18 protein-coding genes and 2 tRNA genes are annotated in these 20,780 nt (G+C 62.8%); 9 read left to right on the forward strand and 11 right to left on the reverse strand.

The annotated features are described in order from the left end of the window. Positions 1-16 precede the first annotated feature (16 nt). The 4 genes from FJ930_RS06140 to FJ930_RS06155 form a co-directional block, all read right to left on the reverse strand. Positions 17-673 (reverse strand): phosphatase PAP2 family protein, encoded by a 657-nt coding sequence (locus FJ930_RS06140; protein ID WP_246676817.1) that lies wholly within the window; start codon positions 671-673, stop codon positions 17-19. A 190-nt stretch (positions 674-863) separates the two neighbouring features. Further along, positions 864-2,513, reverse strand: a complete 1,650-nt coding sequence (locus FJ930_RS06145) for a glycosyltransferase family 39 protein (protein ID WP_181763291.1) — start codon at positions 2,511-2,513, stop codon at positions 864-866. Between the two features lie 40 nt (positions 2,514-2,553). Further along, positions 2,554-2,886, reverse strand: coding sequence for a lipid-A-disaccharide synthase N-terminal domain-containing protein (locus FJ930_RS06150; protein ID WP_140609439.1), 333 nt, complete (start codon positions 2,884-2,886; stop codon positions 2,554-2,556). Next, positions 2,879-3,613 (reverse strand): glycosyltransferase family 2 protein, encoded by a 735-nt coding sequence (locus tag FJ930_RS06155; protein WP_141835991.1) that lies wholly within the window; start codon positions 3,611-3,613, stop codon positions 2,879-2,881. Before FJ930_RS06155 ends, FJ930_RS06150 begins: the two co-directional genes overlap by 8 nt. 356 nt (positions 3,614-3,969) lie before the next feature. Here FJ930_RS06155 and tyrS point away from each other — a divergent pair, with 356 nt between their 5' ends. Then, on the forward strand, positions 3,970-5,223 hold the full coding sequence (gene tyrS, locus FJ930_RS06160; protein ID WP_141835993.1) for a tyrosine--tRNA ligase: 1,254 nt from the start codon (positions 3,970-3,972) through the stop codon (positions 5,221-5,223). 6 nt (positions 5,224-5,229) lie between these two features. On the opposite strand, the gene FJ930_RS06165 is transcribed toward tyrS, so the two are convergent. After that, positions 5,230-8,616, reverse strand: a complete 3,387-nt coding sequence (locus FJ930_RS06165) for a DUF3971 domain-containing protein (RefSeq protein ID WP_141835996.1) — start codon at positions 8,614-8,616, stop codon at positions 5,230-5,232. A 95-nt stretch (positions 8,617-8,711) separates the two neighbouring features. Between FJ930_RS06165 and FJ930_RS06170 the strand changes: the two genes are divergently transcribed. After that, positions 8,712-9,179 (forward strand): peroxiredoxin, encoded by a 468-nt coding sequence (locus FJ930_RS06170; RefSeq protein ID WP_140738818.1) that lies wholly within the window; start codon positions 8,712-8,714, stop codon positions 9,177-9,179. A gap of 32 nt (positions 9,180-9,211) precedes the next feature. On the opposite strand, the gene FJ930_RS06175 is transcribed toward FJ930_RS06170, so the two are convergent. Together FJ930_RS06175 and FJ930_RS06180 are read right to left on the reverse strand one after the other, a co-directional pair. Further along, positions 9,212-10,357 (reverse strand): GNAT family N-acetyltransferase, encoded by a 1,146-nt coding sequence (locus tag FJ930_RS06175; protein WP_141835999.1) that lies wholly within the window; start codon positions 10,355-10,357, stop codon positions 9,212-9,214. Continuing rightward, positions 10,354-11,349: a sterol desaturase family protein gene (locus tag FJ930_RS06180; protein WP_181763292.1), complete on the reverse strand. Its 996-nt coding sequence runs from the start codon at positions 11,347-11,349 to the stop codon at positions 10,354-10,356. The genes FJ930_RS06175 and FJ930_RS06180 overlap by 4 nt, the downstream gene beginning before the upstream one ends. Before the next feature lie 304 nt (positions 11,350-11,653). On the opposite strand from FJ930_RS06180, the gene FJ930_RS06185 reads away from it, so the two are divergent. The 6 genes from FJ930_RS06185 to FJ930_RS06210 all read left to right on the forward strand — a co-directional run bounded on the left by FJ930_RS06185 (position 11,654) and on the right by FJ930_RS06210 (position 18,033). After that, positions 11,654-12,955 carry a M23 family metallopeptidase gene (locus tag FJ930_RS06185; protein ID WP_141836003.1) on the forward strand — a complete coding sequence of 434 codons (1,302 nt, stop codon included), beginning with the start codon at positions 11,654-11,656 and terminating at the stop codon, positions 12,953-12,955. Positions 12,956-13,135: 180 nt separating this feature from the next. Then, entirely contained in the window at positions 13,136-14,302 is a 1,167-nt protein-coding gene (locus FJ930_RS06190; RefSeq protein WP_141836006.1) for an ROK family transcriptional regulator, read from the forward strand. Next, on the forward strand, positions 14,299-15,063 hold the full coding sequence (locus FJ930_RS06195) for an ATP-binding cassette domain-containing protein (protein WP_141836009.1): 765 nt from the start codon (positions 14,299-14,301) through the stop codon (positions 15,061-15,063). The genes FJ930_RS06190 and FJ930_RS06195 overlap by 4 nt, the downstream gene beginning before the upstream one ends. A 39-nt stretch (positions 15,064-15,102) precedes the next feature. Beyond that, positions 15,103-16,143, forward strand: coding sequence for a sugar ABC transporter substrate-binding protein (locus FJ930_RS06200; protein ID WP_140738803.1), 1,041 nt, complete (start codon positions 15,103-15,105; stop codon positions 16,141-16,143). A gap of 110 nt (positions 16,144-16,253) precedes the next feature. Further along, entirely contained in the window at positions 16,254-17,249 is a 996-nt protein-coding gene (locus FJ930_RS06205; RefSeq protein ID WP_141836012.1) for an ABC transporter permease, read from the forward strand. Positions 17,250-17,262: 13 nt separating this feature from the next. Further along, positions 17,263-18,033 (forward strand): SDR family oxidoreductase, encoded by a 771-nt coding sequence (locus FJ930_RS06210; RefSeq protein WP_141836015.1) that lies wholly within the window; start codon positions 17,263-17,265, stop codon positions 18,031-18,033. A gap of 37 nt (positions 18,034-18,070) precedes the next feature. Here FJ930_RS06210 and FJ930_RS06215 read toward each other — a convergent pair whose 3' ends face one another. Further along, positions 18,071-18,667 (reverse strand): hypothetical protein, encoded by a 597-nt coding sequence (locus tag FJ930_RS06215; protein WP_141836018.1) that lies wholly within the window; start codon positions 18,665-18,667, stop codon positions 18,071-18,073. A 169-nt stretch (positions 18,668-18,836) separates the two neighbouring features. Continuing rightward, positions 18,837-18,912 (reverse strand) — tRNA-Val (locus tag FJ930_RS06220). A gap of 217 nt (positions 18,913-19,129) precedes the next feature. Between FJ930_RS06220 and FJ930_RS06225 the strand changes: the two genes are divergently transcribed. Next, positions 19,130-19,206: transfer RNA gene (locus FJ930_RS06225), tRNA-Asp, on the forward strand. Positions 19,207-19,374: 168 nt separating this feature from the next. On the opposite strand, the gene rbsK is transcribed toward FJ930_RS06225, so the two are convergent. Together rbsK and FJ930_RS06235 are read right to left on the reverse strand one after the other, a co-directional pair. Beyond that, entirely contained in the window at positions 19,375-20,313 is a 939-nt protein-coding gene (gene rbsK, locus FJ930_RS06230) for a ribokinase (protein ID WP_141836021.1), read from the reverse strand. A 4-nt stretch (positions 20,314-20,317) separates the two neighbouring features. Further along, positions 20,318-20,770, reverse strand: coding sequence for an RbsD/FucU family protein (locus FJ930_RS06235; protein ID WP_140609467.1), 453 nt, complete (start codon positions 20,768-20,770; stop codon positions 20,318-20,320). Positions 20,771-20,780: the final 10 nt, after the last annotated feature.

The following is a 20,780-nucleotide window of genomic DNA, read 5'->3' on the forward strand; positions in this document are numbered from 1 at the left end:
ACGCGCCCGGCGCCGCCTATCTTTCCGGGGCAATCAGCCGGAATGACGGTTTGCGGACCGGCAGGCCCGTCGCGGCCGGCCGGAAGATGAAGCCGAGGCGGGCAAAAACCAACCCGCAGACAAGCGCGAAGGCGCAGCCGAGGCCGAAGCCGGCCACCGTGTCGCTCGGATAGTGCGCACCGACGAAGACCCTGGTCGAGGCGACGCAGGCCGTCACCGCCAAGGCGATGTACCAGCGCCGCGGAAACAAGAGCAGCAGGATGCCGAACACGGCGCCCATTGTCGTGGCGTGGCCGGAGGGAAATCCGGCGAAGCGGGCGTCGAAGGCAAAAGGATGCAGCGCAAGAACACCGAAATCCTCGAAATAGAGCGGACGGGCGCGGCCGATCGCGTATTTGAGCATATTCACCAGCAGACCGGACAGGCCGACCGAGGCGAGCACGAGAAACGCCAGGCAGGTCCAGTTGTAAACAAGCATCAACCGCCGCCGCGAAAGGCTGCGCCAATCGGTCAGGTTGGCTGCGACAAGCAGGAGCGCCGACGGGATCAGGTACCAGCCACCGAGCGCGAACTGCGTCAGGAATTCTGCAAGCCTACCGACGCCGGGCGACCACTGGCCATGAATCTGCCCTGCCGGCGTGTCGAGCCGAACGAACGCCGCAGCCGTCAGCAAGACCCAAACAATTGCCCAAACCGGCCACACCATATCAGGGTATCGGGCAGGCCGGGCGGCAAAGCGGCCTTTCGCGATGCGCATCGTGTCGCGAAAATTGTCGACCGACCGCCGCCCCACCCTCAGGAGCTTGCCAGAAACGGGTGGGCGCGATTTCACGAGCATTGGGAACTCGACACCATCATCGAAGTCATTGCGCGACACGGTAAAGGCCGAGCGACAGTTTGTCTCCCGACGAATAGTTGAGGCCGTCGATCTCGGCGACACGGTTCACCGATTTGCCTCGCACCGACAGCATGCCATTGAGTTTCTGCTCGTCGCCGATCGGCGCCAGCCCCAGCGCGCAGGCAGGGTCGGCAAGCAGATGTTCCGCAACACCACCGACATCCGTCAGCACCGTTTTCGTGCCGACCAGGAACACCAGGCTCGGCTCCTGATAGCGCGACGAGGCCAGTACAGTCGTGTCGCAAGGCCTGTTGGCACGCACGGCTTCCTTGATCGCCGGGCTCAGCCATATCGGCTTCAGCGACGGCGCGATGACCCCGAACAGCAAGGCATAGGTGATGCCGGCACAAGCCGCGACGGCGCCAATGCGGGGCAGCGGCATCTGCAACTGCCGGGAAAACGCAAGATAGCCGGTGCCGAGCGCGGCCGCGGCCGCCGGGATACTCCACCAGGAGAAAGTGTGGGTGAGATAGATCGGCGCTCCGATGCAGACCGCGGCAAGGCCGAGGCTGACCACCACCAGACCAAACGCGGTCGACCACCACAGCCATTGCTGCCAGCGCCTGAGCGGCGCATTGGCGTCCTGCGGCTGCAAGGTCACTAGCCAGCCGATCAGCAGCGCCATGCCGGGATAGGCCGGCAGCACGTAGTGCGGCAGCTTCGTCGGGATCAGTTCGAACACCAGCCAGAATGGAATATACCAGGCAAGGCAGAAGCGCAGCCTGGGATCATCGCGCAGGCGGTTGAGGGCCTGCAGCCCGGCGCCGACCGCGATCAGGCCGAACGGCCACATGAACAGCGAATAGGTCAGCATGTAGAAGCCGGGCGGCAGGCCGTGCGATTCCTCGCCCGACGCGACCTTGCCGAGCATATCCTTGCCGACCGCCTGCTGCAGGAAGGCGCCGTGGCTCTTCCAGGTGATCGCGGCGAGCCACGGCAGCGCGATCAGCACGACGAGCAGCAGGCCGCGCCCGACCCTGAGCTTCGACAGCCAGCGCCCGTCACGCTCGAAGGCGAACAGCACCGCGATGGTCAGCGCCGACAGCAGCGGCGCGATCGGGCCCTTGATCAGGATCGCCGCCCCTTGAGCGATCCAGAAGATCCACCAGAGATGACCGGCGACCGGCTCTTTGCGGCGCGATGCCAGATAGATCTGCGCCAGCGCGCCTTGTGCGGCCACGCAGCAGGCCAGCAGCATCGCATCGGTCTTGGCGTCGCGGCCTTCGAAAGCGGTGGCGAAGATCGCGGCCATCACCAGGCCGGCGGCAATACCGGCACTGGCTCCAAACAGATTGGTCCCTGTCCATGCAATCGCCAGCACGGCAATGGCGATGCCAAGCGCGGAGACCGTGCGGTAGATCCAGATCGGCGCCTCGGCGCCCTGCCCGCTGAGTGCCACGGCCGCCGATTGCAGCCAGTATATACCGATCGGCTTCTGGTAGCGCGAAGCGTCCTGGAAGCGGATATCGACATAGTCGCCGCTCTCGACCATCTGCTTGGTGGCCTGGACGAAGCGCGGCTCGTCGCGGTCGAGCGGCGGCATCGATGCCAGCCCCGAAACCGTCATCACCAGACTGAACAGGAAGAGAAGAATGTAGTTCCTGTTCAGCGCCATGCATCAGCCTCTCTAATCATTTTTCCAAGTGACGGGCCGTTCAATCGACCTTGGTCATCGCCGCCTTGCGCTCGTTGGCGATCAGCCAGAGATTTCTGACGTAGATGAACATGCCCATGGCCTGGCCGGCGATGAACACCGGATCCTGGCGCTGGATGGCGTAGATCAGAAGCAGGCCGCCGCCGAACAGGGAGAAGAACCAGAACGCCACCGGCACGACGCTGCGCTTGGCCTTTTCCGAGGCGAGCCACTGCACGACGAAGCGCATGGTGAAGAAGAACTGGGCGATGAAACCGAGCAGAACCCAGGCGTCGAATTGCTTGATGAAAACCTGGTGAAGCCAGGTTACCAGTTCCTGTAACACGTTAACCACGCCTGATTTCCTCTACTTTTGGCATTCTGCGACGCCTGCGGCGCAACCACCAGACGCCGCCAAGATCGAGCACGCCCTGCAGGCCGCGGTCGAAAATGCCGTAGTTCGATTTCCCGTGCCGGCGCGAGCGGTCGACGACGTCGCAATGCACGACGCGATACCCCTCCTGGATTACCAAAGCCGGAACGAAGCGATGGGTGCCGTCGAAGAACGGCAGTTTGCGCAAGATATCGGTATGAACCGCTTTCAGGCCGCAGCCGGTGTCGCGCGTCTCATCGTGCAGGATGGCGCTTCTCAGCCAGTTGGCGAAACGCGATGCCAGTTGCTTGACCTTGCTGTCGCGGCGCTTGAGGCGCTGTCCCTGCGCGGCGCCGAAATCGGGGCCAGCCTGCAGCAGGGCGTCGACCAGCACCGGAATGTATTGCGGATCGTTCTGACCGTCGCCGTCGATCGTGGCGACGATGCCGCCGCGCGCCGCCCAGGCGCCCGAACGCACCGAGAGGCTCTGGCCGGCGGATTTCGGGTGCCGCAACTCTCGTACCGGGAATGGGCGACGTGCCGCCTGCTCGGCAAGCACCGCGGCGGTCTCGTCGGTCGAACCGTCATTGACGATGATCAGTTCGAAATCACGCCCGGTCATCGCCGTCTCGATCTCGTCGATCAGCAGCGGCAGGTTTGCCGCCTCGTTCCTGCAAGGAATGACGATGGATATCAATGCGTCCGGCATGTCGCGTGGGGCTCTGTCGTCGGGTATGGCATTCGATGGATGCCATGCGGTGCCGTTGGAGGTCGTGGGGTTGCAGGAACCTTGTGGCGCGGCGCCTCATTACGCCAGCCGAAACGATGAAGCAAGCATTCGTGCCGGAGGGAGCGCCCTGCCGTTTCAACAAGGGATGATTGCCGAGGTGGCCACAAGGGCGATCTGACGCAAAACCGGATTCCACTTTTGCTGATCGCAACTTTCTGTTTGGCGCGCGATCTGACGCAAAACCGGATTCCACTTTTGCTGATCGCGCTTGGATGCTAAACGCGCGCGTTCATATGTCCGCGCCGGATTGCGCCGACGCTCTCGGGAAAGAAAAAATGTCCGCCTTCAAATCCGACTTCCTGCGCACGATGAGCGAGCGCGGCTTTATCCATCAGACCTCGGATGATGCCGGTCTCGACCAGCTTTTCGCCACGGAGACGGTAACTGCCTATATTGGTTTCGATGCAACCGCCAAGAGCTTGCATGCTGGCTCACTCATCCAGATCATGATGCTGCACTGGTTGCAGAAGACTGGTCATCGGCCGATCGCGCTGATGGGTGGCGGCACCTCGATGATCGGCGATCCGTCCTTCAAGGACGAGGCGCGCAAACTTTTGACGCCGCAGGACATCGACGACAACCTGGCCGGTATCCGCCGCAACTTCATGCCATACCTGAAATTCGGCAGTGGTCCCAACGACGCTGTGATGATCAACAACGCCGACTGGCTGATGGAGATCAACTATGTCAATTTCCTGCGCGACGTCGGCCGGCACTTTTCGGTCAACCGCATGCTCGCTTTCGATTCCGTCAAGCTCCGGCTCGATCGCGAGCAGTCGCTGTCGTTCCTCGAATTCAATTACATGATCCTGCAGGCCTATGATTTCGTCGAGCTCTACAAGCATCTCGGCTGCCGCCTGCAGATGGGCGGCTCCGATCAGTGGGGCAATATCATCAACGGCATCGATCTCGGCCGCCGCATGGAGGATGCGCAGCTTTACGCGCTGACGACGCCGCTGCTGACGACCTCGTCCGGCGCCAAGATGGGCAAGTCGGCCTCGGGCGCGGTCTGGCTCGACGCGGAAATGCTGAGCGCCTACGAGTTCTGGCAGTACTGGCGCAACACCGAGGATGCCGACGTTGCCCGTTTCCTGAAACTCTACACGACATTGCCATTGGACGAGGTCGCGCGGCTCGAGCGGCTCAGTGGATCCGAGATCAATGAGGCAAAGAAAATCCTCGCCACCGAAATCACCGCTTTGCTGCACGGTCGCGCAGCCGCGGAACAAGCCGGAGAGACAGCGCGCAAGACGTTCGAGGAAGGCTCGCTCGCCGAGACATTACCGACCGTAGAGACCGACAAGGCCGCTCTGGAGGCCGGCGTCGGCATCCTGTCGCTGCTGGTCACGGCTGGTTTGGCCTCGTCCAATGGCGAGGCGCGGCGGCACATCCAGGGTGGCGCCGTCCGCCTGAACGATCAGCCGGTCAGCGATGATCGCCGCATGGTCACGCTTCAGGATTTGAGTCCGGAAAACGTGGTAAAGCTGTCACTGGGCAGGAAAAAACACGTCCTGGTGCGGCCGGCCTGAGGCCCCTCACCGATATTCGAAGATTGACCTGAATATGCCCGGCGCGATCACCGACAACGGATTGACGTCGAGCACCGGCTTGTTGGCGTTGCCCCTCAGCCGGTAGGTGACGCCGATCAGGCCGCGGTCGCGGCCGTTGCCCAGAAGCGCGCCGACGATGGGCAGTTCGCCGAAGATGCGGTTGAGGCCATAGACCGGCATGAAGGTGCCGGTCATGTCCATATTGTTGTTCTGATCATAGAGGATGCCCTGGAACGTCGTGCCGATACGCGGACCGCGCAGCACGCCGTTGGCGAGCTTCAGATAGCCGCTGCCTTTCTCGATCTCGGCGTAACCGCGCTCGAACTTGACGCGCGAGGTGTCGAGAGAGCCCTTGACCGCCTGGTTAAGGCTGCGGCTGTCGCCTGCCGGCGTAGTCGAGACGATGGAGGCCAGTTTCGGTTCGTTGACGACGAAGAAGTTGGTGGTGTCGACCTTGCCCTTCATCGGTCCGTCGCTGGCCCCCGTCAGCGCCAGCGTGATCGAGCCACCTTCCATATGCTCGTAGATGTTGAGGAACCTGAGGATCGCGCCGGCGTCCGCCGATTGCACGTTGAGCGTGCGCCGGCCGTCGCCAGTCGTGTTGCTGACCGCTATGGCGGCACCTGAACTGGCCGTGGCGCTGACCTTGAGGCCGTTCACCCTCGAACCGGCCACGCTGTAGTCGAGCTTCAGGTTGGACAATCGCTCGTCGTGAAACCCGGTGAGTAGATCGACATCGGCGCTGACCGAAATGGCGTCAGCTCCAGTGGTCTTGGTGGCCGTATCCACATCCGAGGTGAACTGCTTGATCAGCGAGCGGGCGTCCAGGGCGTTGCCGCTGATGTTGACCGCATAGCCCTTGCCCGATCGCTTCACCGAAACCGCGACATCGTCGCCCCTGTTCAAGGTGACCTTGCTGAATTTTGCCGACGACAGGGCGCCGTTGACCAACACGATGCCGCCGTCGATGGAAAATGTCTTGCCGTTGAGTTTGAAGTCGGACAGCGTCGTGGTGTCGCCGGATTTGGTCATGACAAAGGTGACGCTGGCGGGAACCCCTGTCCCCTTGCTCCAGCCGGCCCAGGGAATGTCCAGCCTGGCATTGGTCAGGTCGGCCGAGACGTTCTGGTTGCCGCTGCCGCTCTTGTCGATCGCGACCTTCACCGTTCCGCCGAGCAGTGGCGTCAGGCCGGGCATGGCGGCGGCACGGATCTTGTCGTCGAGCACCAGGGCCACCTTGCGGCTGCGCGCCGGTCCGTCATCCGCCAGCGGCTCGATGAGGTCGAGTTCGGCCGGAATGCCGTTCAGCGATGCCTTGGCGGAAATGACAGCCTTTTCCGGGTCGACCGTGATCGAGCCGTCGGCAGCCGTCACGGTCTGCCCCTCGAACGGCTTGGCCAGAGACAGGCCGGTGTAGTCGAGCGACACCAGCCAATCGAGCTTCGAGGTATCGACGCCGGATTGCAACGGGATGTCGGCCCTGACATGGCCGGTGACGCCGCCGGAGAGGTCTTCGGGCAGCAGGCCGACATGGCGCATGGCATTGATCGGTTCGTAGGAGGCAAGTTCGGCGACGGCGGATGCATCGCCGGCAACGTCGATGTCGAGCGCGCCGATGACCGGCGGCCGGTTCGCCGCCTTGATCGTGAGCGTGCCGTTGCTCGCCGCCACGGTGCGGCCGCTGGGCATGAAGACGGTGCCTGAGGAGAGCGAGATATCGACATCATTGCCGTGGAAGCCGACGACGCCCACCGCATCGCGTATCGGCGGAATGCGGCCGGCCGTGTCGAAGCGCGACCCTTCGATCTGGAAGCGGCCGAACACCTCGTCCGCCGAAAGCGGCACGCCGTTGCCCAGGCGATCCGGCACGACCTGGAACTGGAGGTTGGCATCGACGACGCGGCCGCCGAACAGATTGTCCAGCACCCAGAGCCGCGCATTGCGCGCCGAAAACCACGGCCAAAGCTGTTTGACGTGAGAGACCGGCATATCGTGGACGTTGAGCGCCAGATTGATCCCGGGAGCCTTGCCGTCGACGAATTCCACGGCCGCGGTGCCAAGCACCTCGCTGGAAGCGGCGGACCGGACGGCGATCTGTTCGGCCACCAATTTGTGGCTTTTGGTCTGATAGACGCCGGCGATGCGGGCGAGGAAGGTCAGTGCGGGCTCGGGTGATTCCGAAGGCGCCAGTGTAGAGCCGTCACTGGTCAGGTCGTAGCGGTAGGCAGGCTCCTCGCCTGCGGCGCCAGTCGAGGGCTTGGGCCCGATCGAGCCAGCGAAATCGAAGCTCGAGCGACCCGTCTTGAGCAACAGCCTGTCGACCTGAATCTTGTTGCTGCCGTAGACAAGCGTAGCATCGACATCGACATCGGCCGGCAGCAGCCCGCGCGGGCCCAGATCGAGCACCGAGCCGGTGGACGACATGGTCGCCGTCAGCCGCGAGGCGGTGTCGCCCGCCCCTTGCGCTCCCTTGAGCTTCACAGTGAGCGCACCCAGCTTGCCACCGCCCGCCACCGCGGTTTCGCTGCCGTCGCTGGCAATCCCGATCGTGGCATCCAGTGCCGTCACGCGCCTGGTCATCGTATCGCGTGCCGCGGATGCGGCGATGGTCACCGCCTTGCCGTCCAGATCCACCTGCGACGACAGCTCGATACCGCCAGGCCCGGACTGCGCGACGGTGGCGTCGGCCACTTTGATCGACTTGATCGTACCAGCCTCGGGCAAGACGAATTCGACATTGTGGAGATCGATGCGATGCATCGACTCCTCGCGCACCGCATCGAGTGCATTGCCGATGTTGCCGAACACCGCGTCGGACAGTTTTTCCGGATCGATCAGCCCATCGCCATTGCGCAACTCGGCCGTCCAGTCGCCCCCCGATGGCATGGCCGCCGTGACGATGCGCGCATCGGAGATCCTGGCACTGGTCAGCCGAACCTCACCCCATAGCAGCGGCACAAGGCGAACGCCGAAGCGCACGCGCCCCGCGTCGGCCATGGCGTTGCCGTCGCTGGTCTTCAGGCTGACGTCGCTCACCTGGAGAGCGACGAAGCTTGAACCGTCGAGCGTGATGCGAGCAGGCCCGACCGCGACATGGACGTCGACGCCCGCCAGCCTCTCGATGGCGCTCTCCGCCTCGATCCGAAGCCTGTCTGCCCCGATGCCGGAAAGGCCTATGAGGTAAACGGCCACCGCGGCCAGCAACATGAGCGCGACCGAGCCGGCGAATACGCGCGAAAGAATGCGGAAGCCGCGGCCGATCGACGCCTGGCCGAGCGGCGGAACGCGGCACGCGGACGGCATGGCCCTCAGGTCGGTGATTTCATCCCGCCGGAACCTGATCTTTTCGTGCTGCGGTTGCTCCTGATCCACGCAATCTTCCGTTGTACAAATTCGCTCGTGGACGAATCCCCGGTCGACACTATATCGGTGTGGCTTCGCGCGTAACCTCAAACAAGGGCATCGGTATGGCTGACCTCGACGTGGGCGATCTTGCCCCGCAATTCGACCTGCCGCGGGATGGGGGCGGCTCGCTCAGCCTTTCCGCATCGGCGGGCAAGCCGGTGGTTCTCTACTTCTATCCGCAGGACGACACGACAAGCTGCACGCAGGAAGCAATCAGCTTTTCGCAGCTGAAACCGGAATTCGAAAAGGCAGGTGCTGTCGTGATCGGCCTGTCACCCGACCCCGTCAGGAAGCACGACAAGTTCAAGTCCAAATACAACCTCACCATCGACCTCGCCGCCGATGAGGAGCGCAAGGTGATAGAGGCCTACCATCTGTGGGTCGAGAAATCGATGTATGGCCGCAAATACATGGGCGTCGAGCGCGCGACGTTCCTGATCGGCCGCGACGGCCGGATCGCCAGGATCTGGCGCAAGGTCCGGGTCAAGGGCCACGCGGAGGAAGTGCTGGAAGCGGTTCGCGCCCTTTGAGCGTGGCGATGCCACGTTCACACGAGCCGGCCTTACTCGTCGGGTGTTTCCGCCGTCGGCTGCCGCCGCGCCCGCCAGGATTTCGCAACATGGTTCGCATGATCGGCCAGCGCGGCGAGATGGCCGCGCAGACCGCGCGCGCCCATCATCGACCATAGCGTGACTGATTGCGTGGCGAAGCGGCGCTTGAAGTCCTCGCCGCCGCAGAGAAAATCAATCTTGGCCAAGCCGCGGTCGAGCGACCACTGGATATAGTCCATCATCAGCACCATACCCGGCGAGGCGCGCTCGTATTCGGGATCGTAGGTGGTGACGAAAGCCATCATCGTGCCGTGCTGCTCGAAATTGATGGAGACGGCGATAATCGTGCCGTCAAGCTCCAGCACGAAGATGCGCAACAGCCCGAGCTCGGCCAGCACGGAAACAAGCGCGGCGAGAACGGGCGAGCCCTCGTCGAACAGGTCCGAGACGCGGCCATGCCGGGCGAGCCAGAGGCGCTTCAGCGCCGCAACCCGCGCGAGCACAGGCTCGCGCGGCTCGTCCGCATCCAGCAGGCGGAAACACAATTCGCCGCCTTCCTCCATGAACTTGCGGCCACGACGGTAGTTCTGCCGGGCCTTCTTGGACAGCGTCTCGAACCATTTCACCCCACCCTGCCAGGGACCGGCGACACGGTAGCTGATTTCACTGCGGTGGTTGGGCCGCAGCGCCTTGCCATGGCGCGAGGCCGGGTCCAGCAGAGCACCAACACCGGCATCCGGCAGCAGACGGTTGAGATAGATCAGGTCGAAGCCACCCTGATCAAGAACATACTGCCAGAGCCGGGAGAGCGCCTGCGGGTCGCTGTCGGGAGCAAACAGCGCGTCGCCATAGTCGCTGTGATCCTTCGCCGCCCATTCGAGCATGCGGATGCCGGAGCGCTTGAAAGTGGCGAGCGCAATCACGCCATCGAGCCGGTCGCCGTTCCAGGCCAGTCCGATCCTGAGCGTGCGCAGTTCCTGGTGCGGGGTCGTGCGCCACCAGGCCGCGATCCATTCTGGGTGCTGGAAGACCAGCCCGCCGACGCGCCGCCAAAGTGCGCTCCAGGCCGGCGTGATCTCGGCCAGCCGCTCCGCCGATGTTACGACTTCGAAGGTGCGTGTCCGCGGGATGGCGAGCACGAAAGGTGGAGCGTTCATGGCCGTGTCCCTTCCGATGATCGTGAGGTCCGTGGTTTTCCAGGACGCATGCGCCTGGCGATATGCCTCCACATCCGCTTCAGCGGCATGACATAGAGGCCGGCGAGCGACTGATAATCGCGCACATCGCGGTCGATCAGTCCGAACTTGAAGTCCTCGTCGGGCTTCGGCACGCACAATGTTCCGAACAGCCGGTCCCAGAACGAGAACAGCAGGCCGAAATTCTTGTCGTAGTGGCGTGGATCGGTGCTGTGATGCAACTGGTGCCAATGAGGACACAGGATCACATTGTTGAGGGGGCCGAACGAGATCTTGAAATGCGTGTGCCTGACGAAATCCATCATCAGGATGTTGCGCATGACATAGACATTCACGCCAAAGACGGTCAGTTCGACAAGATTCAGCGAGATCAGCGACCAGATGCCGAAGCAGACTCCCACGATGAGGCCGTCCCAAGCCCGATTCATCAGCTCGTCGAGCGGGTGAACCCGGTCCTTGGTGATCCCGACCATCACCTCGGCCGAGTGATGCACCTTGTGCAACTCCCAAAGCAGCGGATAGCGATGCTGGGCGACGTGATAGAGATAATAGGAAACGTCATAGGCAAGCAGCATGGTGATGGTGAAGATCAGCACCGTCACCGGCCCCACCGGCCCCTCGACCAGCGGCGGCTGGAACTGGAAGAGTGTCGAAAACAGCCAATTGGTCGCGTAGCCAACCGCGGTGACGAAGACAATGCCGGCAGGCAGCATCAGGAAGGGCATCAGGGCCTTCTTCGTCACCCAGAACAGCAGATCGGCCTTCGCCGAGGGATGGGTGATGACCTCGTGCGGGATGACGAACTCGAAAAACTCCTTCCAGCTCTTATTCTCGACCGTGCGCCAATAGGCCACGAGCGCACTGACAAAGGCAGTCAGCAGCAAAAGCCCCGTCGCCAGCAGACCAGTGCCCGAAATCTTGTCGAGGATCTTGCCAACCAGGTCGCTCAGCATTCCCACCGCCATAATGAATCCCAAATCCCGGCACGCTTTTACTCGAAGACCGTCAACTAAAAGCAATCGAAGACAGTTAAGAAACTAACCCCTAACGCGCGAGCGACAGTCGCTTGTCCTGCCAGCACGTTGGTGCCGATCGCCAGGGATTTCGCTACACCGGGGCCTCAACTTGGCGGTCTTCATACAACCATCCGCCCGCGCGGCGTGCATTCGTTGCCACTCATTCTCCCCGGCAAGCCTTTGTTAACCCTAATAATGTGTAATCCAGCTGTCGTGGTGTCGTAGACGAAAGCTTGGTCCCGTGAACGCAACCGGTCAGTCCGCAATCTTCGGCAGGCGCAAGGAACCGCACACGGTCATCATCGCCCGGGGCAATGAGATCAGGCACTTCACGATCCGGCCCTGGCTCGCGGCATTCATCGGTTCCGCGCTGGCCGCCATCGCCATCGGCTACCTCCTGGCCACGTCCTATCTCGTGCTGCGCGACGACCTGATCGGAGCCACCACGGCACGCCAGGCACGCATGCAGCAGGCTTACGAAGACCGCATTTCGGCACTTCGCGCGCAGGTTGACCGCATCACCAGCCGTCAGCTTCTCGACCAGCAATTGATGGAGACCAAGGTCAGCGAACTGCTTGAACGCCAGACGCAGCTCAGCCAGCGTCACGGCCGTCTCGGTCCGCTGCTCGAACGCGCCGAGAACGACGTCGGAGCGGTGCCCGCCGAGGATCCGGCAACGGCTGGCAAACCTGACAAGCGCACCGAGGTGACCGGCAGCCTCACCCAGCCCACGCACAATTATGCGGTCGCCAGCCTGGGCGCCGACCTTGGCGCCGCCGATACCAGGCCATTCTCCCTGTGGTCGACCCGCACCGATCCGCTGCCCGATTCAGCCGCCGATCGCGCAGACAAGCTGTTCGTCTCGATCAACCAGTCGCTGAAATCCATCGAGAATGACCAACTCACCCGCATCAGCACGCTGGCCGACAATGCCTATAAGAACGCCGATGCCATCCAACAGGCGCTACAGACGGCCGGACTGCCGGTCGACAGCGATTTCGGCAAGAACGAAACCGATGTCGGGGGACCGTTGATCCCTCTCGACAGTTCGATGATGTTCGACAGCAAGGTCAAGGAACTGGACGAAGCCCTGGATACGCTCGACCATCTCAAGAAGGAGGCGCGCCAGCTGCCGCTTGCCAACCCCGCTCCCGGCCATTCCGTCACCAGCCCGTTCGGCGTGCGCACCGACCCCATCCTTGGCACCGCCGCGCTGCATTCGGGCATGGACTTCAGGGCGCCCATCGGCATGGCAGCGCGGGTCACTGCCCCGGGCATTGTCACCAAGGCCGGCTGGAACGGCGGCTATGGCCGCATGGTGGAAGTCGATCACGGCAACGGCTTTGCGACCCGTTACGGGCATCTGAGCGAAATCGACGTGAGCGTGGGCCAGAGACTGGACGCCGGCGCCATCATCGGCAAGACCGGCAGCAGCGGCCGCTCGACCGGCCCGCACCTGCACTATGAGGTCCGGCACAATGGCGAGGCGATCGATCCCCTGCGTTTTCTCACCGTTGGCAAGAAGGTCGCGCAGTTTCTCTGAGGCGCTGGTCTGTTCGTCCGCCCAGGAATTCAGAACAGCCTGTCCCGCTCCGCGATCAATCCGGCGAGCCGAGCCATCAAATACTGAAAACGCATTCACCGGTGTTGCGCCCTATTTTTGAATTCCATTTGACTGAATAAATCTTTGGTGCGAACCTTGGGTCAACCGAGGGCGCAAGGCATGGCATTGCGGGGGACCAATCAGGAGTTCGGGCGGCCTTACAACCGGCGCATCGTGCTGGAGTCCATCCGCCGGCACGGTCCCATCGCGCGTGGCGACATCGCCACACATGTCGGCCTCACCGTCCAGACCGTATCGACCATCGTTCGTGAGCTGGAGGAACAGGGCTACATCCTGTCCGTGCGCGAGGAGCCGAAAGGTCGCGGATTGCCGCCGACAACCCTTCGCATCAACCCCGAGGGCGGCTACGCGGTCGGCATCCACATCACGCCCCTGGGCATCAATGCCGCGCTGATCAATCTCAGTGGCGACGTGGTCGAAAGCGCGCACCGCGAAGCCTCCAATGCGACACCCGATCATGCCTTCGGCCTGATTGGCGACATGGTGCGCGAACTGACCGCCCTCAGACCCGGAGGACGCGTGCTGGGCATTGGCATGGCCCTGCCCGGTCCATTTGGCGTTGAATCCATGAGTTTCGTCGGACCGACCACGATGGCCGGCTGGAAGGATGTGGCGCTGCGCGAGCGGCTGGCGGCCTCGACCGGACTGCCGGCCTTCTTTGAAACCGACATGGCGGCGGCGGCCATGGGCGAGCGGCTCTATGGGCTCGGCGCTCAATTCTCCGAATATTACTACCTCTATTTCGGCGTCGGCCTTGGCGGCGTCATGGTCCATGACGGCGGCGCGCTGCGCGGCGCCTGGGGGAACGCTGGCGAGGTTGGGCATATTCCCATCATTCCCGGCGGCGAGTCTTGCCCCTGTGGCAATCGCGGCTGCCTCGAAAGATATCTTTCGCTCGAGGCGCTTCGGCGCTGGAACGGCAGTGAGGCCGATTGGGTGGCGGAAGTCGCGCCGATCTTTCACAATGCCATCGCCGTCATCGAAAATCTGTTCGACCCTGAGACGGTCATCCTCGGCGGGCTGGCCTCCCCTGATCTGCTCGAACGGCTGGCCGGCTCGACTGGTGCTTTGCACAACTCCGTCTCCGCGCGCAACGACCGAACGACGCCGCGGGTCATGGTCGCGCGCGGCGGTCAACATTCGGTGCTGCGCGGCGCCGCCGCCCTCGCGGTCTCCGGAGTGCTTTCGCCCCGCTTCGGCCAGATGTTCGCGGCCGAGCGCGAACGCGGTCGCGATCTTCTGACAGAAAAGGAAATCGCGGCATGAGCGAACCGCTGCTGGTGCTCGACAACGTGACCAAGAACTATGGCGCGATCGAAGCGCTGAAAGGGATCAGCTTCTCCATCGGCAAGGGCGAAGTGGTGGCATTGCTCGGCGACAACGGCGCCGGCAAATCGACGCTGGTCAAGATCATATCAGGCGGACTGGAGCCGACCTCGGGCCGCATGCTGTTCGAGGGCAAGGAGTTTCTTGCCCGGTCACCGGCGGAAGCCAAGGCGGCGGGCATCGAGACCGTCTACCAGGACCTCTCGCTCTGCACCAATGTCGATGTGGTCGCCAATTTCTTCATGGGCCGCGAGATCACCAGGAAGGTGCTCGGCATTCCCGTGCTCGACGAACGTGCCATGGAGGTCGTCGTCGGGAAGGCGCTGGCCAACGCCGGCACCCGCATTCCGTCATTGCGCACCAATGTCGAGCACCTCTCGGGCGGCCAGCGGCAGGCCATCGAACTCAACCGCTTCGTGCATTGGGGCGGCAAGCTGGTGCTCCTCGACGAACCCTTCGCCGCCCTTGGCGTCGAGCAAACGCGGCGCGGCCTCGACATGATCCGCCAGGTGGCGAGCCAGGGCATCGGCGTCGTCATCATCACCCACATCATGCAGCAGGCTTTTCAGGTCGCCGACCGGATCGTTGTGATCCGGCAAGGCGTCGTGGCCGGCGATGTCGCCAGAAACAAAACAAGTCCCGATGCGGTGATCAACATGATCACCGGGGAGACGCTTGCCGGTGCCGGACCGACAGGCTGAGGGACAAAGAGGGGTCCGGCTTAACAGGGAGCCAATGACATGAAGCGAATACTTCTTGCTGTCTTCGGTATCCTGGCACTGGCCTTTGCCACGCTCACGCCGGCATTCGCCCAGTCCAAGGGTACTGTCTACTACATGGTGCCGACATTGCTCGATGAATTCCAGACCGGCTCAGTGAGCGCGCTGGAACTGTTCCTGAAGCAGGTCGGCTACGAGATGAAGACGCTGAACGCCGACAACAAGACCGACGCGCAGCAGTCGCAAATGAACGACGTCATCGCACTGAAGCCGAAGGCGATCATCCTGGCGGCGGTCGATTTCAACGCGTTGAAGCCATCGATCGAGGCGGCGCGTGCCGCCGGCATTCCAGTAGTCGAGTTCGACCGCCAGATCACGTCGACGCCTTCCGACTTCACCTCGGTGGCGGGGACCGTGGAGATCGGTCACATCGCCGCCGACCAAGCGGAGAAGCTGCTGAAGGCGAAGAACGGATCGGTGAAGGGCAAAGTCCTGCAGGTGCTCGGCGATCCCGGCGATCCCTATACGCTCGACATCCAGAAGGGCTTTGAGGAGAAGATGAAGGCGTTCCCGGACGTCAAGATCATCTCGCTCCCGGCCATGCAATGGGAGGCGAGCAATGCCGGAACCATCGTGGCGGACCAGATGCTGGCCAATCCCGACATCGACCTGATCTTCAGCCATGCCGCGCATCTCTCCGTCGCCGCCGTCGCCTCGCTCGAGGCCGCCGGCAAGAAGCCCGGCGACGTCATGCTGATGAGCTCGAACGGCGCGCCGGTCGGCCTCGACCTCATCCGCAAAGGCTGGCTCAACGTCGAAGTCGAGCAGCCGCTCTACGCGCAGGCAGCGGCGGTCGCCATGTTCATGGACAAGGTCGCCAACAAGCAGGAGATCAAGCCCGGCGATTACGACGTGCTCGGGCTGAAATCGGTCGTCACCAAGGAAGCGTGGGGCCCGAACATCAAGATTCCGGGTGCCGCCATCACCAAGGAAAACGTCGACAATGCGGCCTTCTGGGGCAACCAGAAGGCGCCGACGGATACCGTCAAGGCCGTCGAATAGGTGAGATGCGAAACGCTCCGGGCCAATGGCCCGGAGCACCTCCCCGCAAATTCCAATCCGTGCAAGGTCCCGACTGAAATTTGGGGCCATGCCGCCAGCCGGATCATGCCATGAACCCCCGCACACGCCATGCCCTGGAGTTCGTCCTCGACAACCTCGTCTGGTTCATGCTGGTCTTCGTGCTGGTGGTGTTCTCCATCTTCATCCCGAACTATTTCCAACTCGGCATCTTCGCCAACATCATCGAAGCCTCGAGCGTGCTGGGCGTGATGTCGATCGGCCTGGCGCTGGTCATCATCGCCGGCCACATGGATTTGTCGGTCGAATCTGTTGCCGCGCTCAGCGCAATGGTGGTTGGCATCCTGTTCTGCTCATCGGGCATCGGCCTTGGCATCCAGTTGCACCCGGAATGGCTGATGGTTCCGGTGTCGCTGCTGCTGGCGCTGGCCGTCGGAGGGCTGATCGGCGCCTTCAACGGGTTACTCGTCGTCAAGGTCAAGATGAGCGCCTTCATCATCACGCTGGCGTCCTATATCTGGGTGCGCGGCCTGGTGCTGGTCATTTCGGGCGGCCGCTCGGCTCAGGATCTGGCACCCTCCATCCGCTGGTTCGGCATCCAGCGGCTGATCGGCCTGCCGCTCACCGCCTGGATCGCCATCGCCTGTTTCGTGGTCTTCTCGCTGATCATGGCGAAAACGCCCTTCGGCCGGCACCTCGTGATGATCGGCGGCAACGAGACGGCGACCTTTCGCGCCGGCATCCGGGTGAACCGCAACCTCATCATCGCCTTTATACTCGCCGGCGCCATCGCCGGGCTCGCCGGCTGGCTGCTGGCGATCCGCACCTCGGGCGCCACCGCCAATCTTGGCGTTGGCCTGTTGTTCAATGCCTTTGCCGCGGTCGTCATCGGCGGCGTCAGCCTGAAAGGCGGCGTCGGCACCCTGCCCGGCGTCTATGCCGGCGTGCTTCTGCTCTCGGCCATCAACACGGCGATCAATCTGATGGGCCTGCCCGCCAACTTCACCCAGGTGATCCACGGCCTGCTCGTGCTGGCCGCCGTGCTGCTCGACGCATTCAAGCAAACCATTCGCCAAAGACTCGCATGACAGGACGGCTCGCATGACAGGACGACTGAAAGACAAGGTGGCGCTGATCATCGGCAGCGCACGCGGCATCGGCAAGGGTATCGCGCTGCGCTTCGCCGAAGAAGGCGCAAGGCTGGTGCTCGCCGATGCCGATGCCGATGCCGGGCAAGCAACCGCCAATGAGCTCAGCGTCCCCTTCATCCGCACCGACATCGCGCAGATGGGCGATGCCGAGGCGGCAGTGGCTCTGGCGCTGGAGCGCCACGGCCGCCTCGACATCATCGTCCAGAATGCCGGCATCTATCCCTGGCAGTTGATCGAGAACACCAGCACCGATGACTGGGACCGCGTCATGGCCGTCAATTTGCGCGGCACCTTTAACGCCAGCCGAGCGGCGCTGGTGCCGATGAAGGCGCAGCGCTTCGGCCGCATGCTCTACACCTCATCGATCACCGGCCCGCATGTCACCAGTCCCGGCCATGGTCACTATTCGGCCAGCAAGGCAGGCATCAACGGCTTCATCCGCGCCGCCGCGCTCGAATTCTCCGGCTACGGCATCACCGTCAACGGCGTAGAACCGGGGAACATCCTCACCGAAGCCATCCAGCAGCACCGTGGCGCCGCCTATATCAAGAACATGGAGGATTCCATCCCGCTCGGTCGCCTCGGCAGCGCGCGCGACGTCGCCAACGCCTTCCTGTTCCTGGCCTCCGACGATGCCAGCTACATCACCGGGACGACCATTGTCGTCGACGGCGGGCAGCTGCTGCCCGAGGGCAATGATTTTCGGATGGCGCCGCCCTGAGCCTGACGCCCGATTCTGCACGTGAAAGCCGGCGCCCTCATCCGAACCAGTTCAACAATTGTTCGAACATTCCCGGCGGCTCCAACGAGAACACCGCTCTAAATGTCGTCGGCTGGTCGCTGGAAAGTGCCGAAGCAAGCGGTCGGGAATATGATGCCGTCCGTCCGTCGTCCGATATCGTGCCACTCGTCTCGATGATGCGCGGAGCGGTCACCGTCCATGCGATATGCCTGCCTGACATCTTCGCCAATATGAGGGTCTGCAGCCCTTGTGCCATTGGATCGTCGGCGTACTTGCCGGTTGGCTTGAGACTGGGGAAATTGACGACGAATTCGTAATTTTCCCCAACTTGGTTGAGCTGAACCCCTTGCCTTTTGTCCCCTCCGACATTGGCATTCGAAAGAGCCGCAACGAGATCGTCCGTCTTGCCGGAGAATGAGATGGAGCAGACTTCATCCCCTCTCTCGGTTGTCAGCTCGGCTGTTCCGGTGATTCCTCGCAAGGACAACAGCTTTTCAGAACTGCACCATTTGCTGTTCGCGTCCTTGGCCATCGCAAGCAGCGAAGCATCCACAGCTATCCGGACGTTGGCCGTAGCGGTCCCGTCGCGACGGAAGGCCAGATCCTGCTTCATGTCGAAGCAGCCTGCCACCAACAGACATCCGATCAACGACACCGCGATGTTACGATGAACGGGAGACATCCAAAGACGCATCACACCTATTTTTCACATCCAAGCTCGGGCTCAGCGCAAAAATGGCCAGCCGACAATGCGAAATAATCCATAAAACCATGAGACCATATGGTGGGCGATGACGGGCTCGAACCGCCGACATCTTCGGTGTAAACGAAGCGCTCTACCAACTGAGCTAATCGCCCGCTCCGGCGCGGACCTTTAAGCGGTCGGGACCGGCTTCGCAAGGCCAAATGAACAGCTGACGCCCTGTTCGCACGCCGGATTTGCCTACAAAACGCCGGCTGTCAAAAAACCTTCTCCAGTTTGCTGTTATGATGGTTTGGTGCGCTTGACACCCGATGGCGAACCCCTTATCCAGCGGCCCAACGACGAACACGGCTGACACGTGCTCGTCAATGCGCGGGTGTAGCTCAGTTGGTTAGAGTGCCGGCCTGTCACGCCGGAGGTCGCGGGTTCGAGCCCCGTCACTCGCGCCATTTCTCTCAAGGGTATCAAGCCCTTGGTTTTGGAGAAATGTCGACGTTGAATGTCAGAATCCCCCCTTGCAAAGCATGAAGCGACACAAGTTCTTTCGGACCTCCGCTCGGTCTCTTGAGCATATTAACGGGGCGTTGAAGGCTGGATTCCGAGGCTAAGATCTCGGCTTAAGCCGCATCGCCTTTCGCCAGCAGCGCCTCGACCTCCTGCAGGGTCGGCATCGACGGTGCCGTGCCGGGTCGCGTCACCGAAATGCCGGCGACGGCACAGGCGAATCGCACCGCTTGCAGCGGCTCCACGCCTCGCGACAGCGCGGCGGCAAGGCCACCGTTGAAGGCGTCCCCCGCCCCCGTGGTTTCGATCACGGGACCTGCGTTGATCGCCGGGATGTGCTCGGAGCGATCCTTCGTGTGCAGCAGCGCACCCTTGTCGCCCAGCGTGACGATGACCGTGCCGACGCCTTTTTCGAGCAGCTTTCCGGCGGCGGCGCGGGCGTCGTCGACCGAGGAGACCTTCATTCCTGTCAACTCCTCGGTCTCCGTCTCGTTGGGCGTGAGATAGTCGCTGAGTGTGTAGATGCAGTCGGGAAACTTGGCAGCGGGGGCGGGGTTGAGAATGGTCGTCACCCCTGCCCCGCGCGCGATCTCCAGTGCCCGCATCGCGGCATCGATCGGCTGTTCGAGCTGGGTGACAAAAACGCCGGCGCCACGGATCAGGGCGGCATTGGCTTCGATGTCCTCGGGCGAGATCAACATGGCGGCGCCGGGGCTGACGATGATGGCGTTGTTGCCGCTCCCCTCCTCGACGAAGATATAGGCGGCGCCCGTGTAGCTGTCCGGCGTGTCGATGACGGCGCTCTTCACGCCGGCATCCTTCCAGGTCTGCCTAGCCATGTTGGCGAAGGCATCGACGCCGAGCCTTGTCAGAAAGGTGATGTCGGCGCCGAGCTTGCCGGCGGCCACCGCCTGGTTCGACCCCTTGCCGCCCGGCCCGAGCTTGAAGGAGTTGCCGAGGATAGTTTCCCCCATGCGCGGCTGACGGTCGGCGCGATAGGCGGTGTCGGCGACAAAGACACCGAGGATGATAATCGGCTTGCCCGAGGCCATGCCGCTACTCCGCGTCCGGCGGAACGACGCCCTTGCGGAAGGCGAAGCAGCCATAGAAGCGGCGCTCGCCGGTCTGGATAACGCAATAGGCCTGCTTGGCGCGCTCGTAGAAGGCGTAGCGCTCGACCGGCAGCATCGGCCAGGATTTGCCCTCGGCCGCGTCGATCTCCTTTTGCACCTCTTTCTGCACCGGCGGAATCTCGTCCGGCTTGCCGACGATCTCCATGCGGGCGGCGGAATCGTCGACGAACGTGTCCAGCGGGTAGAGCGACAACACCGCCTTGACCACTTGCGCCGCCGACGCATCGATGCGCAGCAGCCGGCCGAGCGCCGTCTGGCGCGCCACCGAATCGGACGGGAAGTTGGTGTCGGCGATGATCAGGTCATCGCCATGGCCCATCGCCCGCAATGCCTGCAGCACATCGGCATTGAGCAGCGGATCGATCCCTTTGAGCATGATGGTCCTC

It is taken from the genome of Mesorhizobium sp. B2-4-15, assembly GCF_006658505.1.
Taxonomy (GTDB): Bacteria; Pseudomonadota; Alphaproteobacteria; order Rhizobiales; family Rhizobiaceae; genus Mesorhizobium.

Excerpts from the sequence above, each read along its gene's own strand:
- FJ930_RS06145 (WP_181763291.1), bottom strand. The coding sequence starts at position 2,513 with ATGGCGCTGAACAGGAACTACATTCTTCTCTTCCTGTTCAGTCTGGTG.
- FJ930_RS06155 (WP_141835991.1), bottom strand. The coding sequence starts at position 3,613 with ATGCCGGACGCATTGATATCCATCGTCATTCCTTGCAGGAACGAGGCG.
- tyrS (WP_141835993.1), top strand. The coding sequence starts at position 3,970 with ATGTCCGCCTTCAAATCCGACTTCCTGCGCACGATGAGCGAGCGCGGC.
- FJ930_RS06170 (WP_140738818.1), top strand. The coding sequence starts at position 8,712 with ATGGCTGACCTCGACGTGGGCGATCTTGCCCCGCAATTCGACCTGCCG.
- FJ930_RS06175 (WP_141835999.1), bottom strand. The coding sequence starts at position 10,357 with ATGAACGCTCCACCTTTCGTGCTCGCCATCCCGCGGACACGCACCTTC.
- FJ930_RS06180 (WP_181763292.1), bottom strand. The coding sequence starts at position 11,349 with ATGCTGAGCGACCTGGTTGGCAAGATCCTCGACAAGATTTCGGGCACT.
- FJ930_RS06190 (WP_141836006.1), top strand. The coding sequence starts at position 13,136 with ATGGCATTGCGGGGGACCAATCAGGAGTTCGGGCGGCCTTACAACCGG.
- FJ930_RS06195 (WP_141836009.1), top strand. The coding sequence starts at position 14,299 with ATGAGCGAACCGCTGCTGGTGCTCGACAACGTGACCAAGAACTATGGC.
- FJ930_RS06200 (WP_140738803.1), top strand. The coding sequence starts at position 15,103 with ATGAAGCGAATACTTCTTGCTGTCTTCGGTATCCTGGCACTGGCCTTT.
- FJ930_RS06205 (WP_141836012.1), top strand. The coding sequence starts at position 16,254 with ATGAACCCCCGCACACGCCATGCCCTGGAGTTCGTCCTCGACAACCTC.
- FJ930_RS06210 (WP_141836015.1), top strand. The coding sequence starts at position 17,263 with ATGACAGGACGACTGAAAGACAAGGTGGCGCTGATCATCGGCAGCGCA.
- FJ930_RS06215 (WP_141836018.1), bottom strand. The coding sequence starts at position 18,667 with ATGAAGCAGGATCTGGCCTTCCGTCGCGACGGGACCGCTACGGCCAAC.
- rbsK (WP_141836021.1), bottom strand. The coding sequence starts at position 20,313 with ATGGCCTCGGGCAAGCCGATTATCATCCTCGGTGTCTTTGTCGCCGAC.
- FJ930_RS06235 (WP_140609467.1), bottom strand. The coding sequence starts at position 20,770 with ATGCTCAAAGGGATCGATCCGCTGCTCAATGCCGATGTGCTGCAGGCA.